The sequence below is a fragment of the Pseudodesulfovibrio nedwellii genome (genome assembly GCF_027923765.1).
Lineage (GTDB): Bacteria > Desulfobacterota > Desulfovibrionia > Desulfovibrionales > Desulfovibrionaceae > Pseudodesulfovibrio > Pseudodesulfovibrio nedwellii.
Map to the genome: position 1 here is coordinate 2,987,896 of NZ_AP026709.1, position 16,866 is coordinate 3,004,761.

Below are 16,866 nucleotides of genomic sequence, written 5' to 3' on the forward strand. Positions count from 1 at the left end.
AGATGCCTCCGGCGAGAAGATTGATATTTTTGAAGAAAGCCCTGACAGCGCGTGTTGTCGGGGCTTTCTTCTATTTACTGTGGTTTTTGTGCAACGACGATGAGTCTGCTGCTTAAGGCGATCACTTCCGGGTGTGTAGCGTAATCGCGTTCAAGTTTTTCAAGGGCCTGAGTGGTGTCTGTTGCTTTCATTGCGGCATTGGTCTTTGCGCTGGGTGGGAATGTGAACAGGGGAGTGAGGCCTGCGAGGGTGTGTATTGTCATGCCAAAGTGCTCAAAGGTTTTTGTAAGCTCTGTCGGGCCGAACAGGTGCAGATCCATATTCCCCTTGGATGAAAATTCGCCGGTTTCAAGCGTGTGCATGAAATCTGCGGATGGCTTGTCGCGGAATAAGTCAAAAGCGAGGCGGTATTTGTTTCCTGCATCGCATAAGACGTACCCGCCGGGACGGACGACACGGCAGTATTCGCCTATGGCTTTCTTCGGGTCGGAGGATAAGGAAATAGGTTCCCCGGTTGATATGACCATATCGAAGCTGGCGTCTTTAAAGGGATGCAGGTCGCAGACATCCAACACCTCAAATCTGATGTTGTCGAAACCTTTACGGTCAGCGTCTTCTTGTGCTTTCGCGAGCATGCCAGGCGAAAAATCCGAACACGTGAGAGCAAAACCCATGGGGACCAGATGCTCGGCCCATCGTCCGGTTCCGCAGCCTGCTTCCAGTACTTTACCTTCGGGAAATTCTGGGAGAAGTGGTTCTATGTGCCGCCACCAACTTTCATGATAGAATTGGCCTGAATGGTTATCTGATTTGCACAGCTTTCTTGCCGCATGCTGTTCAGCCCTTTCGTCCCAAATTTTTCGCAGTTCGTCATTGTTCATAATGTCTCCTTGATGGTCTGGAAGAATGATAGATGTAAATAAATTATTTTGTAAAGCTTCTAAACAAAATAAAGTTGATTAGTGAACAATCAATTGTCGAGAAATCAAGCTATTGAAGCGAGAGCTAGTACAAGTGTTGTACAAAATGTGTATTTACTTTACATTTTCAGCATGACGACAAAAGAAGAAACCATTGTACATATTTCTGGAAGGTTGAAGCGGATTATTCGTCAACATATGCGTATCGAGAAGTTACCAATTCATATTGGTGAGTCGTGTGTGCTGCGGCCGGGAGAAGTGCATTTCGTGCAGGCCATTGGCCGAAATCCCGGGATGAATATACATGAACTCGGTGGGGTGATGGGGGTGACACGGAGTGCCTCATCACAAATGGTTGGCAAGTTGGTGGAGAAATGTTTTGCAGAAAAGCGTTCTACACCTGAGAATCGCAAGGAAGCTCGGGTTTATTTAACTTCTGCAGGAGAAGAGGCATTTAGTGTTCATGAAGATTTTCATGAGCGGCATTTTAAAGAGTTGCTGCACAGACTCGATGAGTTTTCTGATACTCAGATAGCGACGGCTGCAGCAGTCCTTTCCGTGTTCGAAGGCATCATGGACGAACGCATGGAAGAACTCTTCGGCAAAGAATAGACAAGAAGTCTCGGTAGCATTAATGCTACCGAGACTTCTTGTTTTTTTATAAACCCTTTCGCCGAAGGCGACATGGGATTCTTAAGGCCTTCGACCTTAAGCCGTCGGAGACGAAATCACCCGACAATTTCGCCGAAGGCGGTTCCCAACTTAATTTACTGCACGTCCCAAGTAGCGCCCTGCGGCGTGTCTTTAACCTCAACGTTCATTTCAGCCAGTTCATCACGAATGGCATCGGACTTCTCGAAATCCTTGTCTTTACGTGCCTGCTGACGGGCGTCTAAAAGCCCTTGAACCTTGACCGGATCTATATCGGTCCGGGCGGCGCGGTTATCTCGCAACTCGGTCAGAAACTCGACAGGTTCGCGTTCGAAGATACCGAGTACCTCGCCCCAATGGGCAACGTTTTTTTTGATGCGGGTGAACAGATCGCGACCACCTTCGGATTTGCGCAGGTTCTTGTCCTCTGCAACGCGTCCGGCCAGACGAATGGCGGAGAAGACATGTCCTAACGCACCAGCCGTGTTCATGTCGTCTTCCATTGCTTCGTCGAAATGCTTTTCGATCTCGGTCAATTCAGTAACCAGTTCTTCAGGGAACGGAGATTTTTTCCATTTGGATTTGGCCAGTTCAACGTCCATCTGGGCCAAAGCGGAGTAGATGCGTTTGATGCCTTTTTCTGCTTCTTCGAGGGCCTCGAAAGAAAAGTCGAGTGGGCTGCGATAGTGCATGGTCAGCAGAAAGTACCGCAGTGTCTCGGCAAGGAATTTGTCCAGAATGTCCCGGATGGTGAAGAAGTTGCCAAGGGACTTGGACATCTTCTCGGAGTTGATCTGTACGAATCCGTTGTGCACCCAGTAGTTGGCGAACGGTTTGCCCGTGTCAGCCTCAGACTGTGCTACTTCGTTTTCGTGGTGCGGGAAGGAAAGATCCTGTCCACCGCCGTGAATATCCAGCGGCAGGGAAGAGTATTTTTCGGACATTGCCGAACATTCCAAATGCCAGCCGGGACGGCCTTGGCCCCAAGGGGATTCCCAGGAAGGTTCGCCGGGTTTTGCTCCTTTCCACAGTGCGAAATCGAGCGGGTCCTGCTTTTCTTCACCGGGGTCGATGCGTGCACCGGATTCCAACTCGTCGATGTTGCGGCCTGACAGTTTGCCGTATCCTTCAAAGGAACGGACCTTGAAATAGACGTCACCGGATGGGGTGGAGTAAGCGTGTCCTTTGTTGATGAGACGTTCGGTCAGGGCGATCATTTCAGGGATGTGTTCGGTACACTTGGGTTCCACATCTGGACGAAGTACGGATAGTTTGTCCATGTCCACATAGAATTCACCGATGAATTTTTCGGCGATTTCGCCAGCTTCCTTTCCGACTTCATTGGCGCGCTTGATGATCTTGTCATCAATGTCCGTGAAATTGCGGATGAAGTTGACGTTGTAACCTTTGCGCTGGAGATATCGGTACAAGACGTCGAAAACCACGCTGGAGCGAGCATGGCCGATGTGACAGAGATCGTATGCCGTGATGCCGCAGACGTACATATTGACGTCATTGCCGTTCGCCGGGGTGAATTCTTCTTTCTGTCGTTTGAGCGTATTGTAAAGTCTCATTGAATTACTCCATTTTTATTCATTTGAAATAATTGATATTTAATTAAATTCCATCGCTGGAAGTCGTGACAATTTTCATATTCAGGAGCTGCATGGTTTCAAATATATCGCGGCCCATGAAAAAGTACAGTACTGGAAATGGCTCTTTTGGAGATATGGAAACTGTCATGGTGGCAGGGTCTCCCATGAAACGCCTCAGGCCAAGCATGACGTCTTCGGCTACATCGTTTTCCTTGCTGGCAGCGTGTTCGGCCAAACCGGCCAGCTCATGCTGAATGGTTGCCACTGTCAGAGTTTCGGACATGTTCATGGCCGCTGACCAGTTGCGAACCACTGTTTTTGTCAATGATCGATCCGTGAATCGCAGAGTGGCATTGTCGAGGCGTAGGCCGACCAGCTGCTCAAGGCGCATGTCATTGAGATCAATACCGTCCACTGCACAGGTCAGCATGGCGTGCCCCAATTTGGGGTCATCCATGGAAAGCGTTTCCAAGGTCAGGATACCGTTGGTCGCATCGTACGTATAGTCAAGCTCAATGTTACCGACGATGGAATCAATGCCGGATTTCAGCATGATGTCGGTCCATTCTCCGAAATTTTCTGGCGTAACCGCACAGGAAAGTCTGGACGCGGTTGCGTGTGCATGGTGCGGAATTGGGTTGCGCTGGTCGAAGTCGTCGATTCGCAGGGTGTCGGCTGAGAAGTGCTGCCCCGAAGGGAGGGTCGCGTTGACATTTTCCAGTGTGACCATATGGTCGTAAATGTCGACGGACAGGTTGTCATACGTCAGGGTCAAGCCCGGCGTTTGCGCGACGGTTCGGTCGAGTTCTTTGCGGACTTCGGAGTGGACGAACCAGTTCAGGGCTACTGCACAAATGACCACGAACACGCCGAACGAGATGAGAAATTTGGCGATTTTATTCATGGTCTACAAATCCCGGAGACCCGTAACGGAAGCTACGGCCTTGATACCTTTTTTGGCGCCGGTAAAGCCGAGTTTCTCTTCAGTGGTGGCCTTGAAGTTAACCTGATGAGCATCCAGTCCGAGGAGACGGCAGATGTTTTTTGCGATTTGATTCGCATGCGGGGAAAGTCTCGGCGCTTGAGTAATAACCGTCAGATCCGCGTGGACGATACGCGTTCCGGTTTCTTCTGCCATGGTCAGAACTTCTCGCAGAAAGATAGAGCTGTCCACGCCCTTGAATTTCGGGTCCGTGTCCGGGAAATGTTTGCCAATGTCTCCGCCACCGAAAGTGCCCAGAATGGCATCTGTCAGGGCATGCAGGAGTACATCGCCATCTGAGTGAGCAATGATGGTCGGGCCACCGGCAATGGGAACCCCACCAAGTGTCAGTGGACGATCATTTTCACCGCCAAAGCGGTGGACATCGTAGCCCCAGCCCATACATGGGACAGTGGTCTTTGTTTCTTCCAGACGCTTTAGGTCCTCGGGAACAGTGATCTTGATGTTGCGTGTCTCGCCGGGAATCACGTCCACTTCAGCCAGCTTTTCAACCATGCTGGCATCATCTGTTACTTCCCACCCTTCGGCATCAGCCCGGTCATGGGCTTCTTTGAGAATGGATGTTTCGAATCCCTGCGGAGTTTGGACCGCGGCCAGTTCGGCCCTGTTCAGGGTGTCGACAACCTTATCGTCAGCCACGCGTTTGACCGTGTCCGTCACCGGTATGGTAGGGATCACACCGCGCGCGCCATTATCGAGGGTGTCGATAAGGTCAGTGATGATTCGAGGTGATACGAACGGGCGAGCCGAGTCGTGGACCAGAATACCGTCGCATTCCTTGGGCAGACCGATCAGACCGTTCTTGACGGAATCCTGACGGCGTTCGCCACCGGGGATGACTTTCCACTTCAGGCCGAGGTCTTCGGATTTGAAATATTGGCGGAGTTTTTTCTCCATGGTCGGAGCGTCTTCGGGCGGGAAGACGAACACTAGCCCCTTGACGCGGGCTACACGTGAGAATGTTCGGGCGCAATGCCAGAACAGTGGTGCCGATTTGTATTCGAGGTACTGCTTGCGTTCGCCGTTTACGGCTTCAGCCAGTCTTGTACCGGAGCCTGCGGCAAGGATTATGCCCCAGATATTTTTGAGTGGACGCGTCATGCGAAAACCTATGCCGTTGAATGAAAAGTGGTCGCGCGGGAGAAGGTATGCGCCTTTTCCCGCGCGGTATATCAAGTTGGAGCCGGTCATAAGCCGGGTTTTGTCGCCCCTTACGGGGTGGTCATCATTCATCTAGACCGACTGTTACCAGCCGGTTCGAGCAACCTACCCGACAGCTCGATCGGGCCGATCTACAGCGCTGTCCTATTTGGTTTTGCTTCGGACGGAGTTCACCTGGCCTGCCGTGTCACCACGACAGCCGGTAGGCTCTTACCCCACCGTTTCACCCTTACCGCCGGTTAAAACCGGAGGCGGTATCCTTTCTGTTGCACGTGACGGGGATCGCTCCCCCTGGGAGTTACCCAGCGTCCTGCCCTGAGAAGCCCGGACTTTCCTCCCCGATCAAAGATCGCGGCGATGACCTGTCCGACTCCAAACTTGTATTATATCCAACGAGGCCGTGAGGCCCCGAATTCAATTTCTAATCCTGAGATTCCGGTTCAATGTGCGCCTTCCAGTAAATGAGGCGCTGGCAGTTGGGGCAGCTCAAAATTTGCTGGCCTTTCTGCAAATCATTGTAGGACTGCGGCGGAATCATGATATTACAGCCCGAACATACGCCTTTGGAAACTGGTACGATGACCGGATTCTTCAAGCGTTCACGGATGAACTCGTAACGCCCCAGGATCGGCGGCGGAACAGCCTTGCTTGACTTCTTGCGCTTGCGGCCCAAGGAGTCGAGTTTCTTTTGAGCTTTGGCCAGACGTTCGTCCAAGGTTGTCTTGAGAGCTGCGTACTGCTCTTTGACTCCACTCATTTCTTCGGTCAGGGACTCAGTGGCCTCGTCCTGACGGATGAGCTCCTCACGCACGGCTTCCTGCTCGTCATCACGCATGCGGTTGAGCTTTTCCAGGGAATCCATTTCGCGCATCATGGCGTGGTATTCCTTGGTGTTGCCAACCAACATCAGTTTGTTTTTGGACTTTTTGATTTTCCCGGCGTCCTCATCGATTTCAAAGGTCAGCTTTTTCTGCTGTTCTTTGAGGATGCCAGTCCTTTCGTCGATCTGGTTGCGGCGCTCATCGAATTCGCTCATCTGTGATTCAAGGTCGGACAGCTCTTTGGGAGCCTGCTCGATCACATCCCTGAGGGTGAGGATTTCGTCGTCAACCTGCTGGAGAACGATCAACTGTTCGATTTGTTTCTGATACATTGTTAACCTCTCTATCTATTTGAAATTTTGCCAAATCATTTAATCGGCTTGTTTCGCTATTTTTTGACGTGTACCCGGAACGGGTCTTCGCCTTCGAAAAATTGTACGTCCGCGTCAACCATTTCGCCTGTAAGTTCTTTGGCAAATCGACGCATCATTTCTTCTTCCAATGAAAAATGTCCGGCATCTACAACACAAATGGGTGTTTCTACCGCTGCATGATACTTCATGTCACCGGTAATAAATACGTCAGCTCCGGCTTTTGCGGCCTTTTCGATAAGCGACGATCCAGATCCGCCGCAGTAGGCTACCGTTGTAACGGTTTCGGGCTGCGGTCCGCAAATTATGAGCGCGTCACGCTGGAGAAGGGTATCCAGTTTTGCGATGAACGCATCCCATGGCATGGGCTCAGGCAATCTGCCGACTTCGCCAAAACCGACTTCGCGCCGGGGCGCAGTCAGTGAACGAATGTAGAACAGAGGACGTTTGCTCATGGAAAATTCAATTTTATTGGCAACATCCGCCCAATGCGATTCGTCGCAGACCAGGCGGACTTCGCCGGTACGACTCTGCGACACGGAGTGAATGCCGTCGTGATTGGCCCAGATGTCGGCAGCTTCGCGGGAGATAGGTTCTTCCGTGTAGAAAGAGGCCTCGATGGGAGTGTAGCCGGTCTCGATTTCGAGGAGTTTCCTGTCTTCCAATGCAAAATCGTATCCCAGCCAGAAGGCCGGACCACCGGGGCGAGTGTCCAAAGACGTATGTGCGCTGTACAGCCATGCACCGCTTTTAACTACTTGACGCAGAACGTCCATATACATGGACTCCACGTTCGGAGCCTTGGGCTTCATGTACAGAGGGTGATGTGTAATCACGGCCCCGGCGCCCCAATTTAGACACTTTTCAAGGGTTGCCGGAGTCGGTTCTAAAGCTACGGCGACTTTGTCGGTTTCCGTTATTTCACCGGCAATTTGGACACCACAATTGTCCCAGGAGCTTTGATTTGCTTCTGGGGACAAAAGGCGGAAAAACGATAAAATATCCTTAATTTTCATATACTTATGACCACCTATCGTAAAGAAGATGCTCCCGTAGGGTTTCCCCCTCGGGAGCATTAATTTCCTCTTCAATAACCCAGCCATTGGCCTTCACGGGATACTTCAAGATATATGCGTTGAACTGGTTTCCAGTATCAAACTTCTTCAATCACGTCTCCCGTTTGGAGGGTCGTTGGTGGGCCAGCCAGGATTCGAACCTGGGACCGACCGGTTATGAGCCGGTGGCTCTGCCAACTGAGCTACTGGCCCGTTGTCGAGTCCGGGAAGATAGACGTACCAAGAACGATTGTCAAGCTGGCCGGTTCTCGATATCGATGAATCTTTCAATTGTGAATTTTCATTTTTTTTGAAAGTCCTTAGACCTCGCGAAGCGCCCTAAAAATTAAGGAAGGAGAGTAGAGGGTGAAAGTTTCCCCTACTGTGTCTTTTCAACCTGTCGGATCACCTTCATTGCGTACCAGGATGCTATGGCAGCGGATATCCAGACGATGGCAAGGATGGAAAGCCAGAGTGAGATTGTTCCATAACCGAGTACTGCGGTGAACAAAGTAAAGAGTGCGAATGGCGCGACGACTTGGCGGGCAAGGCCCATCCAGATGGCGAAAAGGGGGCGCTTCATGCCTTGTAGAGTGGATGTTGCCACGAAGATGATTACGTATCCGTATAAGGTAAACGCATCAATGCGCAGATATTCCGCGCCAATGGATATGACTGCGGGGTCGGAGGTGAAGAATCGCATAAGCGGTTCGGCTAACAGAAAGATAGGTATCGAAAGTGGCAGGAGGAGGATCGCTCCATACTTGAGATTTTTGCGTACGGATTCGCGGATACGGTCAATGCGGTTTGCTCCGTAGTTTTGCGCGGTGACTGTCAAGGCGGCTACACTCAGGCCGATGGATGGCAGAAGGACGATCTGGTCGATGCGGGTGGCGATACCATAGGCTGCTGCCGCTTCAGGCCCGAAACCGGAGACGAATTTGAAGATGACGAAAAACCCGAGGGCGATGGTCATGGAATTAAGCGCTGCCGGGAATCCCTGTCGTGCTATGTCGGCGTAGAGAGTGGGGTGCGGAATCAGGTTTTTGCCGGCGTTGGTGACAACCAGTCCTGTTTGACGCGCTCGGTATCCGAGATAGATGGCTCCGAAAGCCTGGATGATGACCGTTGACCATGCCACGCCTTGAAGTCCCAGGGCGGGGAGACCGAAACCGCCATAGATGAACCATGGATCAAGGGCTATATTCAATGTGGCACCAAAGACGAGGACATTGCGAAAACTTTTGGTGTCACCCTGTGATTGAAGAATAGCGTTGAAGAGGAAAATAGCCACTGTAGCGATGTTGCAGGCAAAAATCGGGTTCATATAGGCCAGACAGGTCTCAAGGTAATGGCCTTCAGCGCCGAGCCAGCCAAAAATGGACGGAGAAAACGTCAGGCCGAACCATGCCAGGAAAATGGATACAAAGATGCCGAAACTGAGCATCTGCACGGCAATGAATGATGCTTGTTTACGATCTTTAGCCCCGAGAGCAGACCCCATGAGGGCGGTGGAACCAGTGCCGATACCACTGGCAAGGGCGGTAATGATGAAATAGACGGGCAAAGAAAGGGCCAGCGCAGCTACGGCCTGAGTATCAATGCGTCCAGCCCACCACGTGTCCACCACGTTGAACATGGTGTTGAAAAAGAAACCCACCGAAGCGGGAACGGCGATCTGTCGGATGACTGCGGAAACTGGGCGCGAGGTGAGGTCTGTGGTGTCTGTGGTCTGTGTCATTGATTTTGTATAACAGATAATGAGGTCAAAACCGACCCCCTGTCGATTACATCGTTATGTTTGCTCGGGGTTCACCGGCGTCATCGGAATAGGCAAAAGCCATGCGTGGCGTATTGTGGGCAAATCCGTATTGGGTATTCGAAGAGAGTGTGATTACTTTATCGTGAACTGTAAATCTTGGTTGTATTGCATCCACCTCTGATTCTTTATCAAGTCCGGCGGAGTATGCCAGAAGGTATGATGGGAGTATAGCCGATTGTTGACGTGCCTGCGGTGTGCCTATAGGAATTGAACCATGGGAAAGACTCCAACGAATACAGATGTGCGGTTTTGGCGCGCCCCAGACTTACCGGGCGTGGAAGTCCGTTATTCCAGTTACAACGAAGAGGCTTTTCGCAAGCATACCCACGTGGCCTATTCAATAGGACTCATAGAGACAGGGAGAACAACATTTACTCTTAACGGCGAAGCTTTTCATGCTGGTGCCGGTCAGTTGGTTTTGATCGAACCGGAGGTTGTTCATGTCTGTAATCCTGATTTGGATTCCCGTATGACCTATCGTATGTTTTATGTGGAATCCTCATGGTTGGAAGCAGTGGGGGCAGAGATGTTTGGCCGGGAGATAAGGCCTCCTTCATTTCCCTTGCCGGTCGTGGATGATCCTGAATTGGTTGCGCATTGGCGGGATTTGCATGAGGTGATCATCAGCGATGGTGAATGTCTCGAAAAGGAATCCTTGTTGGTGGAAGGGCTTGCAGACTTGTTGTCGAGACATGCCGAATGTGGAGACGTTCAGGTTCTTGTTGGGCAAGGTGACGCAATCTTGGCCGTGAAGAATCATTTGGCGGAGAATTTGGCTGAGAAGGTCAGTCTTGATGCGTTGTCAGAAGTCGCGCATGTGAGTCGTTATCATTTGCTGAGGACATTTCAGGACGCCGTGGGCTTGTCGCCACATGCATATCAGAATCAGCTTCGGGTCGATTTGGGCAAGAAGCTCCTGGCGGAGAATCTCTCCATTAGCCATGTCGCTGTAGAGGCTGGGTTCGTGGATCAGAGTCATTTTTCCCGAGTGTTCAAGCAGTATACCGGAGCTACCCCTCAACAATATCAGGCTGGGGTCGGAATTCGCAGCTGATTCGATTTCGCAATTTCATACAATACCTTTGTTCGTCTTCCTCTCATGGTGTCCCTGAAAATAATTCAGGAGGCTGTTGATGAAAGAGACGATGACTGACGGCACGGTTGTGGATGCTTTGCTTCATTCTGGTGTTCACTCCATGGGGCCACGTTTGCTTGCTTCGCTGTGTCTTGCCGGAGCCGTTTTGCTTTGGGGGACATCGTTTATGGCGACCAAGATCGCTTTGACCGAATTTTCCCCCATGGTCGTTATCTGGTTGCGTATGGCCATCGCCGCATTTTTGGTTTTGTTTCTTTTTAAACACATACCCGCACCTGACTATCGAAAAGGGGATTGGAAAGTTCTGGCCTTTCTTTGTTTAATGCAACCCTGCCTGTATTTTTTGTTCGAGGGGTATGCCATCGCCCTGACAACGTCCGCTCAGGCCGGCATGATTTCCGCTCTGGTGCCTTTGATGGTTATGGTTGGGGCGTGGGCCATCCTTAAGGAGTCCATGTCTTTGAGGGGGGTGTTGGGGATAGTAGTTTCCATATGCGGTGTGATTTGGCTGTCGTTTGGCGGGATACCTGACGTGACTGCCCCAAATCCACTTCTTGGAAACACGCTCGAAGTCGGGGCCATGGTGTGTGTCGCTATTTATATGGTGGTCATGAAAAGGCTGTCAGCACGATATTCCACATGGTGGCTGACGGGTATGCAATGCGTAGCCGGCGCATTCTTTTTTTTGCCGGGAGCGATTGTGTCAGGCTTTGGCCCGTTGCAGGAAGTCTCTTTATCTGCATGGTGTGCAGTGGGATATCTTGGTTTTTTCGTCACTTTGGGGGCGTTTGGTTTATACAATATGGCCATGACATTCATGCCTGCGGGACGGGCTGCCTTGGCTGTTAACATGGTCTCGCCTGTGGCCTTGGTGACGGGGTGGCTTGTACTTGGTGAATCCATGTCGTTGATGCAGTTGGTCGCCTGCGGGATTATCGGTCTTGGTGTGTGGCTGGGGCGGAGAGGATAGTAAAGAGGGATTTTGGGACGTTAAATTTTTGAGATAGTCCGGGATTTCTTTAGTGCATAAAAAAACAGCCTCCCAATTCGGGAGGCTGTTGAATTAATTTCGTTGAGGAATGACTATTTCAGTCCCAGTTCTTTTTTCAGGAACTCGAAATCGATGTTGCTGGCGACCAGTTCTGCGCCTTGCTTGATCTTGATGGCATCACGCAGTTTGTGGCGTGACAGGATATCGTCCATTTTCTTGGCTACAGTGAAGGTGTCTTCGCGGACCATGATGATAGGCGTTTCCAAGACCTCGGAGCGGGTCAGGATAATGTCATTGGGATAGAGATTGCCTGTTAGAATCAGACAGGGGCAGTCGCCTTCGAGTGCCACGAGTTGGACATCCGAGCGATCACCACCCACGATGATGGCAGAATTTTTCTTTTTGCGGAAATGCGTCATGAAGTTTTCCACCTGCATGGTGCCGATGAGAAAAGATTCCACAACACGTTCACTTTTGTTGTGTGCGGAAATGATCTTGCCGCCAAGACGATCGGCCAGATCGCCGACCTTGATGGCTCCCATGAGTGGATCACGAGGAATTACGCCGAGAACTTTGACGCCCTTGGATTCCAACGCAGGGGCGAGAAGCTGGTCGATTTCGTCCATGAAATTCGGTGGGACATCGTTTAGGATGACGCCGGCCATGAGGTCTCCCAGAGTTTCTTTCATGACCATGAGATAATCGTATTTCAGTTCCTTTTGGAACCGGTCGATGATGATGGTCTTGATGCCGAGCTTTTTGATGACGGAAATAGCGTCAGTGTCGCAGTACTTGCCGGAGTACATGGAGCCGGACCCCGCCACCAAAGTGACGTCCTTTTCTTCGGATACAGCGGCGTAGCCTTCCACGATCTTGTCGAGGAGGCCGTCCATCTTGCCGGTGAAGGCTTTGACTTTGAAATCTTGGGTGACAACCACGGGAGTGACCATTTCTGGGTCAGCTGTGACACCGAGCACATCCTGCACGAATGCCGCATCCTCGTCGCCGAGTTTGCCGTCGATCTCCATGGGCATGGCTCCGACCGGTTTCATGTACCCGACGTTGAAGCCTTCTTTCTGTAGTTTCAGGCCCAGACCCATAGCGATCATGTTTTTGCCTGAGTATCCCGTTGTTGATCCAATGTAGAGACCTGCCATGGAAACCTCCTGAATTATGGCGTGAGCGGGGCTGTTCAAGCACCTGTTGCTCATCTATGTCACATTGCGAAAAAATCAGCCGATGGTCAAGCGCAGGTCTGTGACAAGCGCACCTTCGGCATCCACCAGAATCGGGTTGAGTTCAACTTCCTGAATTTCTGGAAAGTCCGTCGCCATTTGCGACATGGACAGTAAAATATCTTCTATGGCCGCCAGATTGACCGGTTCTTCACCCCGAATGCCTCGAAGCAAGGGGAATGATTTTATCTCACGGACAATGTCCTGCACGTCTTGCAAGGTCAATGGGGCCAGTCGATAGCTGATGTCTCCAAGAATTTCGGATGACGGTCCTGCCAGACTAAAGGAAACCAGCGGTCCGAATTGTGGGTCCTGCGTGAATCGGATGACGACTTCGCGGGCTTTGATCGGTCCCATGGTCTGGACAAGGCAGCCTGCGATGTAGGCGCCGGGGCGTTTACGTTGGGCGCGGGATGTTATGTCGAGCCATGCGTCGCGCACTTCGCGGGGTGTTGCCAGATCCAAGGCCACGCCATCGACATCGCCACGACTGGGAATATGCGGAGAAACCAGTTTGAGGGCAACCGGGTAACCGAGTTTCTTGGCCGCTCGGACAGCCTGATCGCTGGTACGGACCAGACGGGTCTCAGGGACGGGGAGTTCATAGGCCAAGGCGATGTTCATGGCATCGGAAAATGGCAGTTCGGAAATTCCTTGCTTCAGCAGTTGTTTGATGGTTCGTTCGGCTCGTCCTTTGTCTCGTCGGAAACAGACCTCGACAGGGTACGGGCGGTTTTCCCACTGGTAATGGGCGTGCATGGCAGAAATGGCTCGGATGGCTGGTTCCGGGTAGCCGTAGCAGGGGATGCCTGCCTGCAGCAACATGTCTCGGCCTGGGCCTATACGTTCATCACCCATGAAGCTTGCGAAAATTGGTTTGTCGCACGTTTGTGCCACATCAATAATGACTTGTGCCGTTGCTTCAATCTCGGCAGATGCGGTGGGTGTCAGCAGGACCAGTATGGCGTTGGTCATTTCATCTTGAGCCACGGCCTCAAGAGTGACGCGATATCGTTCAGCCTTGGCATCCCCGATAATGTCGATGGGATTGTAGATGGCGGCAAAGGGAGGCAAAGCCTCGGTAAGTTTTCCTAGAGTAACCGTGGACGGGCGTGCCAGATGCAGGTTTGCTGCTTCGCAGGCGTCGGCGGCCAGAATACCGGGGCCGCCTGAATTGGTGACCACGGTCAGGTTCGGGCCTTTGGGCAGTGGTTGCTCGGCAAAGGCTCGTGCCAGATCGAATAGGGATTCCAGGCTTTCTACCTGAATGATACCTGCTTGTTTGAAAGCTGCGGTGGAAGCGACAACGGACCCGGCAATGGAGCCTGTGTGGCTGGATGTGGCTCGTGCACCTGCCTGAGTGGTTCCTGCCTTGATCATGATGACCGGCTTTTTGTCTGTGACGGCGCGAGCTTTTGCTAAGAATTTCTGTCCGTCATCGACAGATTCCAGATAACCGATGATGACTTTAGTGTCCGGGTCTTCGCCCAAGGATTCAAGGACGTCGGCTTCTGATATGCCGGCTTTGTTGCCAAGCGAAATAAATTTTGAAAATCCTATATCTTCTCCGTCAGCCCAGTCGAGGATGGCCGAACAGAGTGCTCCGCTTTGTGAAAAGAAGGCGATGGACCCTTTAGCAGGTTTGGCCTGTGCAATGGTTGCATCCAGGCCGATAGCCGTGTTTATGAGCCCCAGCGTGTTGGGACCGAGCAGGGTGATACCTTTGCGTCGGGCAAGTTCGGCCATTTTCATCTCAAGCTCGAAGCCGTCCCTGCCGGTTTCGCGAAATCCGGCCGTAATGATGCAGATGGCACTGACATTGGCGTCGGCCAGTTCTTTCATGGCTGGCAGGACTTTTTCACGTGGTAGGACAATAATGCCGAGGTCCGGTGGCTTGGGAATCGAAGAAATGTCGGAAAAAGTCGGAATGCCGAGGATTTCTCCCCCTGCGGGATTGACGGGGAAGATTGTACCCTTGTATCCTGCGGCAATCAAATTGGACAAAATGACGTTGCCGAGCTTATGCGAACTCCTCGATACGCCAATGATGGCGATGGAGTCCGGATTAAATAGAGAGCGAAGATGTGCGTCTGCTTGCATAAATACAGGGGGTTGAATGGATACTGATGAACTACAGGATTGTATCCACCATAGGTTTGGTCAAGTCAAGTTTCTGGAGGTCGCTCTTACGCACTCCTCTTTTGCCAATGAACAAGAGGTGAATCAGGACAATGAACGCCTGGAATTTCTAGGGGATGCAGTGCTTGAGCTGTGCATTTCTGAAGAAGGTTTCAAGCGTTATCCCAGAGCTGCTGAAGGACAGTTGACCCGCATCCGTTCTCAATTGGTTAAAGAACAAAGTCTTGCGGCAATCGCCCGTGATCTTGATTTGGATAAATACATTCGATTGGGACGTGGTGAAGAATTGCAGGGCGGCCGTGAACGGGATGCCTTATTGGCGGATGCTCTTGAAGCTGTGCTAGGAGCCGTTTTTATGGACGGTGGATTCGAGGTGGCCAAAAGAACCATCTTGAATATTTTTGAAGGAGAATGGCCGGAACAGGCCATGCTGCCTGAGACTAAAGATTATAAAAGCCGTTTGCAGGAAGTGGCGCAGGAGCGTTTTCGGGAACGTCCTGTGTATGTGTTGGCTGGAACCAGTGGCCCGGAACACGAAAAGTTATTCATGGTTGATGTGACGTTGCCAGAAAGCGAAGTATTTCGTGGAGTGGGGACGAGCGTCAAGCGAGCGGAGCAAGAATCCGCTCGTGCTGCATTGAAATTCCTTTCCGAAGAATAATTTCAAAAAATATGAATGTATGAGAACGACACAGATTTTCTGTGTCTGCCGGTCAATAAACGGAAACGACCGGAGAACCAGCCCCGTGGCATCCTTGCCACGGGGCTGGTTTCCGATCGTCTTCAGCCGTGTGTCGGTGTCGGCTAGCCGCCGATGAGCTGCATGGCCATTCTCGGCAGAGAGTTGGCCTGTGCCAGCATGGCGACAGCAGACTGTGTGAGAATCTGATTGCGGACGAATTCGGTCATTTCCTGCGCCACGTCGACGTCGGAAATGCGGGATTCAGCTGCCTGCAGGTTCTCGGCCTGGATACCCAGGTTGGTGATGGTGTTTTCCAGACGGTTCTGCATGGAACCGAGGTTTGCACGGATCTTATCCTTGGAAATGATCGCATTATTGATCGCTTCCATGGCTGCCTGCGCCAATCCCTGCGTGGAGATGGCCTTACCGGCATTCTGTGCTTCCCAAGTTGTTTGGTTGGTGTCGAGAGCCGCGGATTGCCCCAGACCGAATGCAGATGCACTGGAACCCTGAATGGCGACATAGTAATAATCTTCCGCGCAGTCGTTGCCGGTACCGAAGTGAATCTTCAGAGGGCCGGTGGACTGTAAACCGGTGCCGTCATGATCGACGGCAGGGTTGCCGGAAAGGTTGCCGTTCAGGAGATAAATTCCGTTAAAATCAGTTGCGTTGGCAATACGGGTGATTTCCGAGGACATTGCCTGATACTCGGAGTCAATGATCAGACGCTGATCTGAGTTGTATGTACCCGTAGATGCCTGCATGGCCAGCTCTTTCATACGAATGAGCTTTTCATCAATGACCTGCAGTGCGCCGTCAGCGGTTTGAATCAGCGAAATTGCATCAGATGCATTACGAATGCCCTGGTGCAGTGAGCTGATTTCCGAGCGCATGAGCTCGCGAATTGCCAATCCGGCGGCATCATCGGCAGCCGTGCCGACTCGCAGACCGGAAGATAAGCGCCTGGTGGAGACACCCAGACGACCATAGTGGTCGGACAGGTTTCTCTGGGCGTTCATCGCCATGAGGTTGTGGTTAATGACTAAAGACATCAGAACCCTCCTTGTTCGATTATCAAATCCATTTGGCATTGTTAAGCAGTATGCGTGCCAATATAATTTTATTAAGATATATTAAGACTATAAGTATCTAAAAAAAGTCTAGAATGGTTATTTTTTCCTATACTGAAAAGCTCCGAAAAGCTTTGTTCGTCAATGGTTTGTCGGTGGTGGTGAAAAAAATGCCACTTCGAGCAGTGGAGGGGGGAGCGTTCTCGATAAAGATAAAGATGAAGAAATAAGGATGGCCGCTTTCATGCGGCTTT

General features: G+C 51.4%; 16 protein-coding genes, 1 tRNA gene and 1 other RNA gene. 5 read left to right on the forward strand and 13 right to left on the reverse strand.

The window, feature by feature from the left end; genetic code table 11:
* Positions 1-74: 74 nt before the first annotated feature.
* Positions 75-881: a class I SAM-dependent methyltransferase gene (locus SYK_RS13955; protein WP_281760887.1), complete on the reverse strand. Its 807-nt coding sequence runs from the start codon at positions 879-881 to the stop codon at positions 75-77.
* Between the two features lie 171 nt (positions 882-1,052).
* On the opposite strand from SYK_RS13955, the gene SYK_RS13960 reads away from it, so the two are divergent.
* Positions 1,053-1,532, forward strand: a complete 480-nt coding sequence (locus SYK_RS13960) for a MarR family winged helix-turn-helix transcriptional regulator (protein ID WP_281760888.1) — start codon at positions 1,053-1,055, stop codon at positions 1,530-1,532.
* Positions 1,533-1,687: 155 nt separating this feature from the next.
* Here the strand turns inward: SYK_RS13960 and cysS are convergent, their stop codons facing one another.
* The 9 genes from cysS to SYK_RS14005 form a co-directional block, all read right to left on the reverse strand.
* A complete protein-coding gene (gene cysS / locus SYK_RS13965; RefSeq protein ID WP_281760889.1) occupies positions 1,688-3,145 on the reverse strand; it encodes a cysteine--tRNA ligase in 1,458 nt (485 codons plus the stop codon).
* A gap of 43 nt (positions 3,146-3,188) precedes the next feature.
* Positions 3,189-4,070, reverse strand: a complete 882-nt coding sequence (locus tag SYK_RS13970; protein ID WP_281760890.1) for a hypothetical protein — start codon at positions 4,068-4,070, stop codon at positions 3,189-3,191.
* A 3-nt stretch (positions 4,071-4,073) separates the two neighbouring features.
* Positions 4,074-5,270, reverse strand: a complete 1,197-nt coding sequence (gene ispD, locus SYK_RS13975) for a 2-C-methyl-D-erythritol 4-phosphate cytidylyltransferase (RefSeq protein WP_281760891.1) — start codon at positions 5,268-5,270, stop codon at positions 4,074-4,076.
* 74 nt (positions 5,271-5,344) lie between these two features.
* Positions 5,345-5,704: RNase P RNA component class A (gene rnpB, locus SYK_RS13980), an RNA gene on the reverse strand.
* Between the two features lie 47 nt (positions 5,705-5,751).
* Entirely contained in the window at positions 5,752-6,483 is a 732-nt protein-coding gene (locus SYK_RS13985; RefSeq protein WP_281760892.1) for a zinc ribbon domain-containing protein, read from the reverse strand.
* A 56-nt stretch (positions 6,484-6,539) separates the two neighbouring features.
* Positions 6,540-7,538, reverse strand: coding sequence for a Nif3-like dinuclear metal center hexameric protein (locus SYK_RS13990; RefSeq protein ID WP_281760893.1), 999 nt, complete (start codon positions 7,536-7,538; stop codon positions 6,540-6,542).
* 4 nt (positions 7,539-7,542) lie between these two features.
* Positions 7,543-7,689 (reverse strand): hypothetical protein, encoded by a 147-nt coding sequence (locus tag SYK_RS13995; protein ID WP_281760894.1) that lies wholly within the window; start codon positions 7,687-7,689, stop codon positions 7,543-7,545.
* 25 nt (positions 7,690-7,714) lie between these two features.
* A tRNA-Ile gene (locus SYK_RS14000) sits at positions 7,715-7,790 on the reverse strand.
* 166 nt (positions 7,791-7,956) lie between these two features.
* On the reverse strand, positions 7,957-9,318 hold the full coding sequence (locus SYK_RS14005; RefSeq protein ID WP_281760895.1) for an MATE family efflux transporter: 1,362 nt from the start codon (positions 9,316-9,318) through the stop codon (positions 7,957-7,959).
* A gap of 295 nt (positions 9,319-9,613) precedes the next feature.
* On the opposite strand from SYK_RS14005, the gene SYK_RS14010 reads away from it, so the two are divergent.
* Together SYK_RS14010 and SYK_RS14015 are read left to right on the forward strand one after the other, a co-directional pair.
* A complete protein-coding gene (locus SYK_RS14010; RefSeq protein ID WP_281760896.1) occupies positions 9,614-10,453 on the forward strand; it encodes an AraC family transcriptional regulator in 840 nt (279 codons plus the stop codon).
* Between the two features lie 79 nt (positions 10,454-10,532).
* Entirely contained in the window at positions 10,533-11,465 is a 933-nt protein-coding gene (locus tag SYK_RS14015) for a DMT family transporter (RefSeq protein WP_281760897.1), read from the forward strand.
* 113 nt (positions 11,466-11,578) lie between these two features.
* Here SYK_RS14015 and SYK_RS14020 read toward each other — a convergent pair whose 3' ends face one another.
* Together SYK_RS14020 and SYK_RS14025 are read right to left on the reverse strand one after the other, a co-directional pair.
* Positions 11,579-12,643: a phosphotransacetylase family protein gene (locus SYK_RS14020; protein WP_281760898.1), complete on the reverse strand. Its 1,065-nt coding sequence runs from the start codon at positions 12,641-12,643 to the stop codon at positions 11,579-11,581.
* A 75-nt stretch (positions 12,644-12,718) separates the two neighbouring features.
* Complete coding sequence (locus SYK_RS14025; RefSeq protein WP_281760899.1) at positions 12,719-14,821, reverse strand: acetate--CoA ligase family protein; 2,103 nt, start codon at positions 14,819-14,821, stop codon at positions 12,719-12,721.
* Between the two features lie 16 nt (positions 14,822-14,837).
* Here SYK_RS14025 and rnc point away from each other — a divergent pair, with 16 nt between their 5' ends.
* Positions 14,838-15,521 carry a ribonuclease III gene (rnc, locus tag SYK_RS14030; protein WP_281760900.1) on the forward strand — a complete coding sequence of 228 codons (684 nt, stop codon included), beginning with the start codon at positions 14,838-14,840 and terminating at the stop codon, positions 15,519-15,521.
* A 15-nt stretch (positions 15,522-15,536) separates the two neighbouring features.
* Positions 15,537-15,668 carry a hypothetical protein gene (locus SYK_RS14035; RefSeq protein ID WP_281760901.1) on the forward strand — a complete coding sequence of 44 codons (132 nt, stop codon included), beginning with the start codon at positions 15,537-15,539 and terminating at the stop codon, positions 15,666-15,668.
* Here SYK_RS14035 and SYK_RS14040 read toward each other — a convergent pair.
* The gene (locus tag SYK_RS14040; protein ID WP_281760902.1) at positions 15,665-16,594 is read right to left on the reverse strand and encodes a flagellin N-terminal helical domain-containing protein; all 930 of its coding nucleotides are present in this window, start codon (positions 16,592-16,594) and stop codon (positions 15,665-15,667) included. The genes SYK_RS14035 and SYK_RS14040 overlap by 4 nt on opposite strands.
* Between the last annotated feature and the right edge of the window lie 272 nt (positions 16,595-16,866).

Bases quoted from the DNA above. Each gene is read 5' to 3' on its own strand.
- SYK_RS14035 (WP_281760901.1), top strand. From the start codon at position 15,537: ATGTATGAGAACGACACAGATTTTCTGTGTCTGCCGGTCAATAAACGG.
- rnc (WP_281760900.1), top strand. From the start codon at position 14,838: ATGGATACTGATGAACTACAGGATTGTATCCACCATAGGTTTGGTCAA.
- ispD (WP_281760891.1), bottom strand. From the start codon at position 5,270: ATGACGCGTCCACTCAAAAATATCTGGGGCATAATCCTTGCCGCAGGC.
- SYK_RS14015 (WP_281760897.1), top strand. From the start codon at position 10,533: ATGAAAGAGACGATGACTGACGGCACGGTTGTGGATGCTTTGCTTCAT.
- cysS (WP_281760889.1), bottom strand. From the start codon at position 3,145: ATGAGACTTTACAATACGCTCAAACGACAGAAAGAAGAATTCACCCCG.
- SYK_RS13990 (WP_281760893.1), bottom strand. From the start codon at position 7,538: ATGAAAATTAAGGATATTTTATCGTTTTTCCGCCTTTTGTCCCCAGAA.
- SYK_RS13985 (WP_281760892.1), bottom strand. From the start codon at position 6,483: ATGTATCAGAAACAAATCGAACAGTTGATCGTTCTCCAGCAGGTTGAC.
- SYK_RS13970 (WP_281760890.1), bottom strand. From the start codon at position 4,070: ATGAATAAAATCGCCAAATTTCTCATCTCGTTCGGCGTGTTCGTGGTC.
- SYK_RS14005 (WP_281760895.1), bottom strand. From the start codon at position 9,318: ATGACACAGACCACAGACACCACAGACCTCACCTCGCGCCCAGTTTCC.
- SYK_RS14025 (WP_281760899.1), bottom strand. From the start codon at position 14,821: ATGCAAGCAGACGCACATCTTCGCTCTCTATTTAATCCGGACTCCATC.
- SYK_RS14020 (WP_281760898.1), bottom strand. From the start codon at position 12,643: ATGGCAGGTCTCTACATTGGATCAACAACGGGATACTCAGGCAAAAAC.
- SYK_RS14010 (WP_281760896.1), top strand. From the start codon at position 9,614: ATGGGAAAGACTCCAACGAATACAGATGTGCGGTTTTGGCGCGCCCCA.
- SYK_RS14040 (WP_281760902.1), bottom strand. From the start codon at position 16,594: ATGTCTTTAGTCATTAACCACAACCTCATGGCGATGAACGCCCAGAGA.
- SYK_RS13955 (WP_281760887.1), bottom strand. From the start codon at position 881: ATGAACAATGACGAACTGCGAAAAATTTGGGACGAAAGGGCTGAACAG.
- SYK_RS13960 (WP_281760888.1), top strand. From the start codon at position 1,053: ATGACGACAAAAGAAGAAACCATTGTACATATTTCTGGAAGGTTGAAG.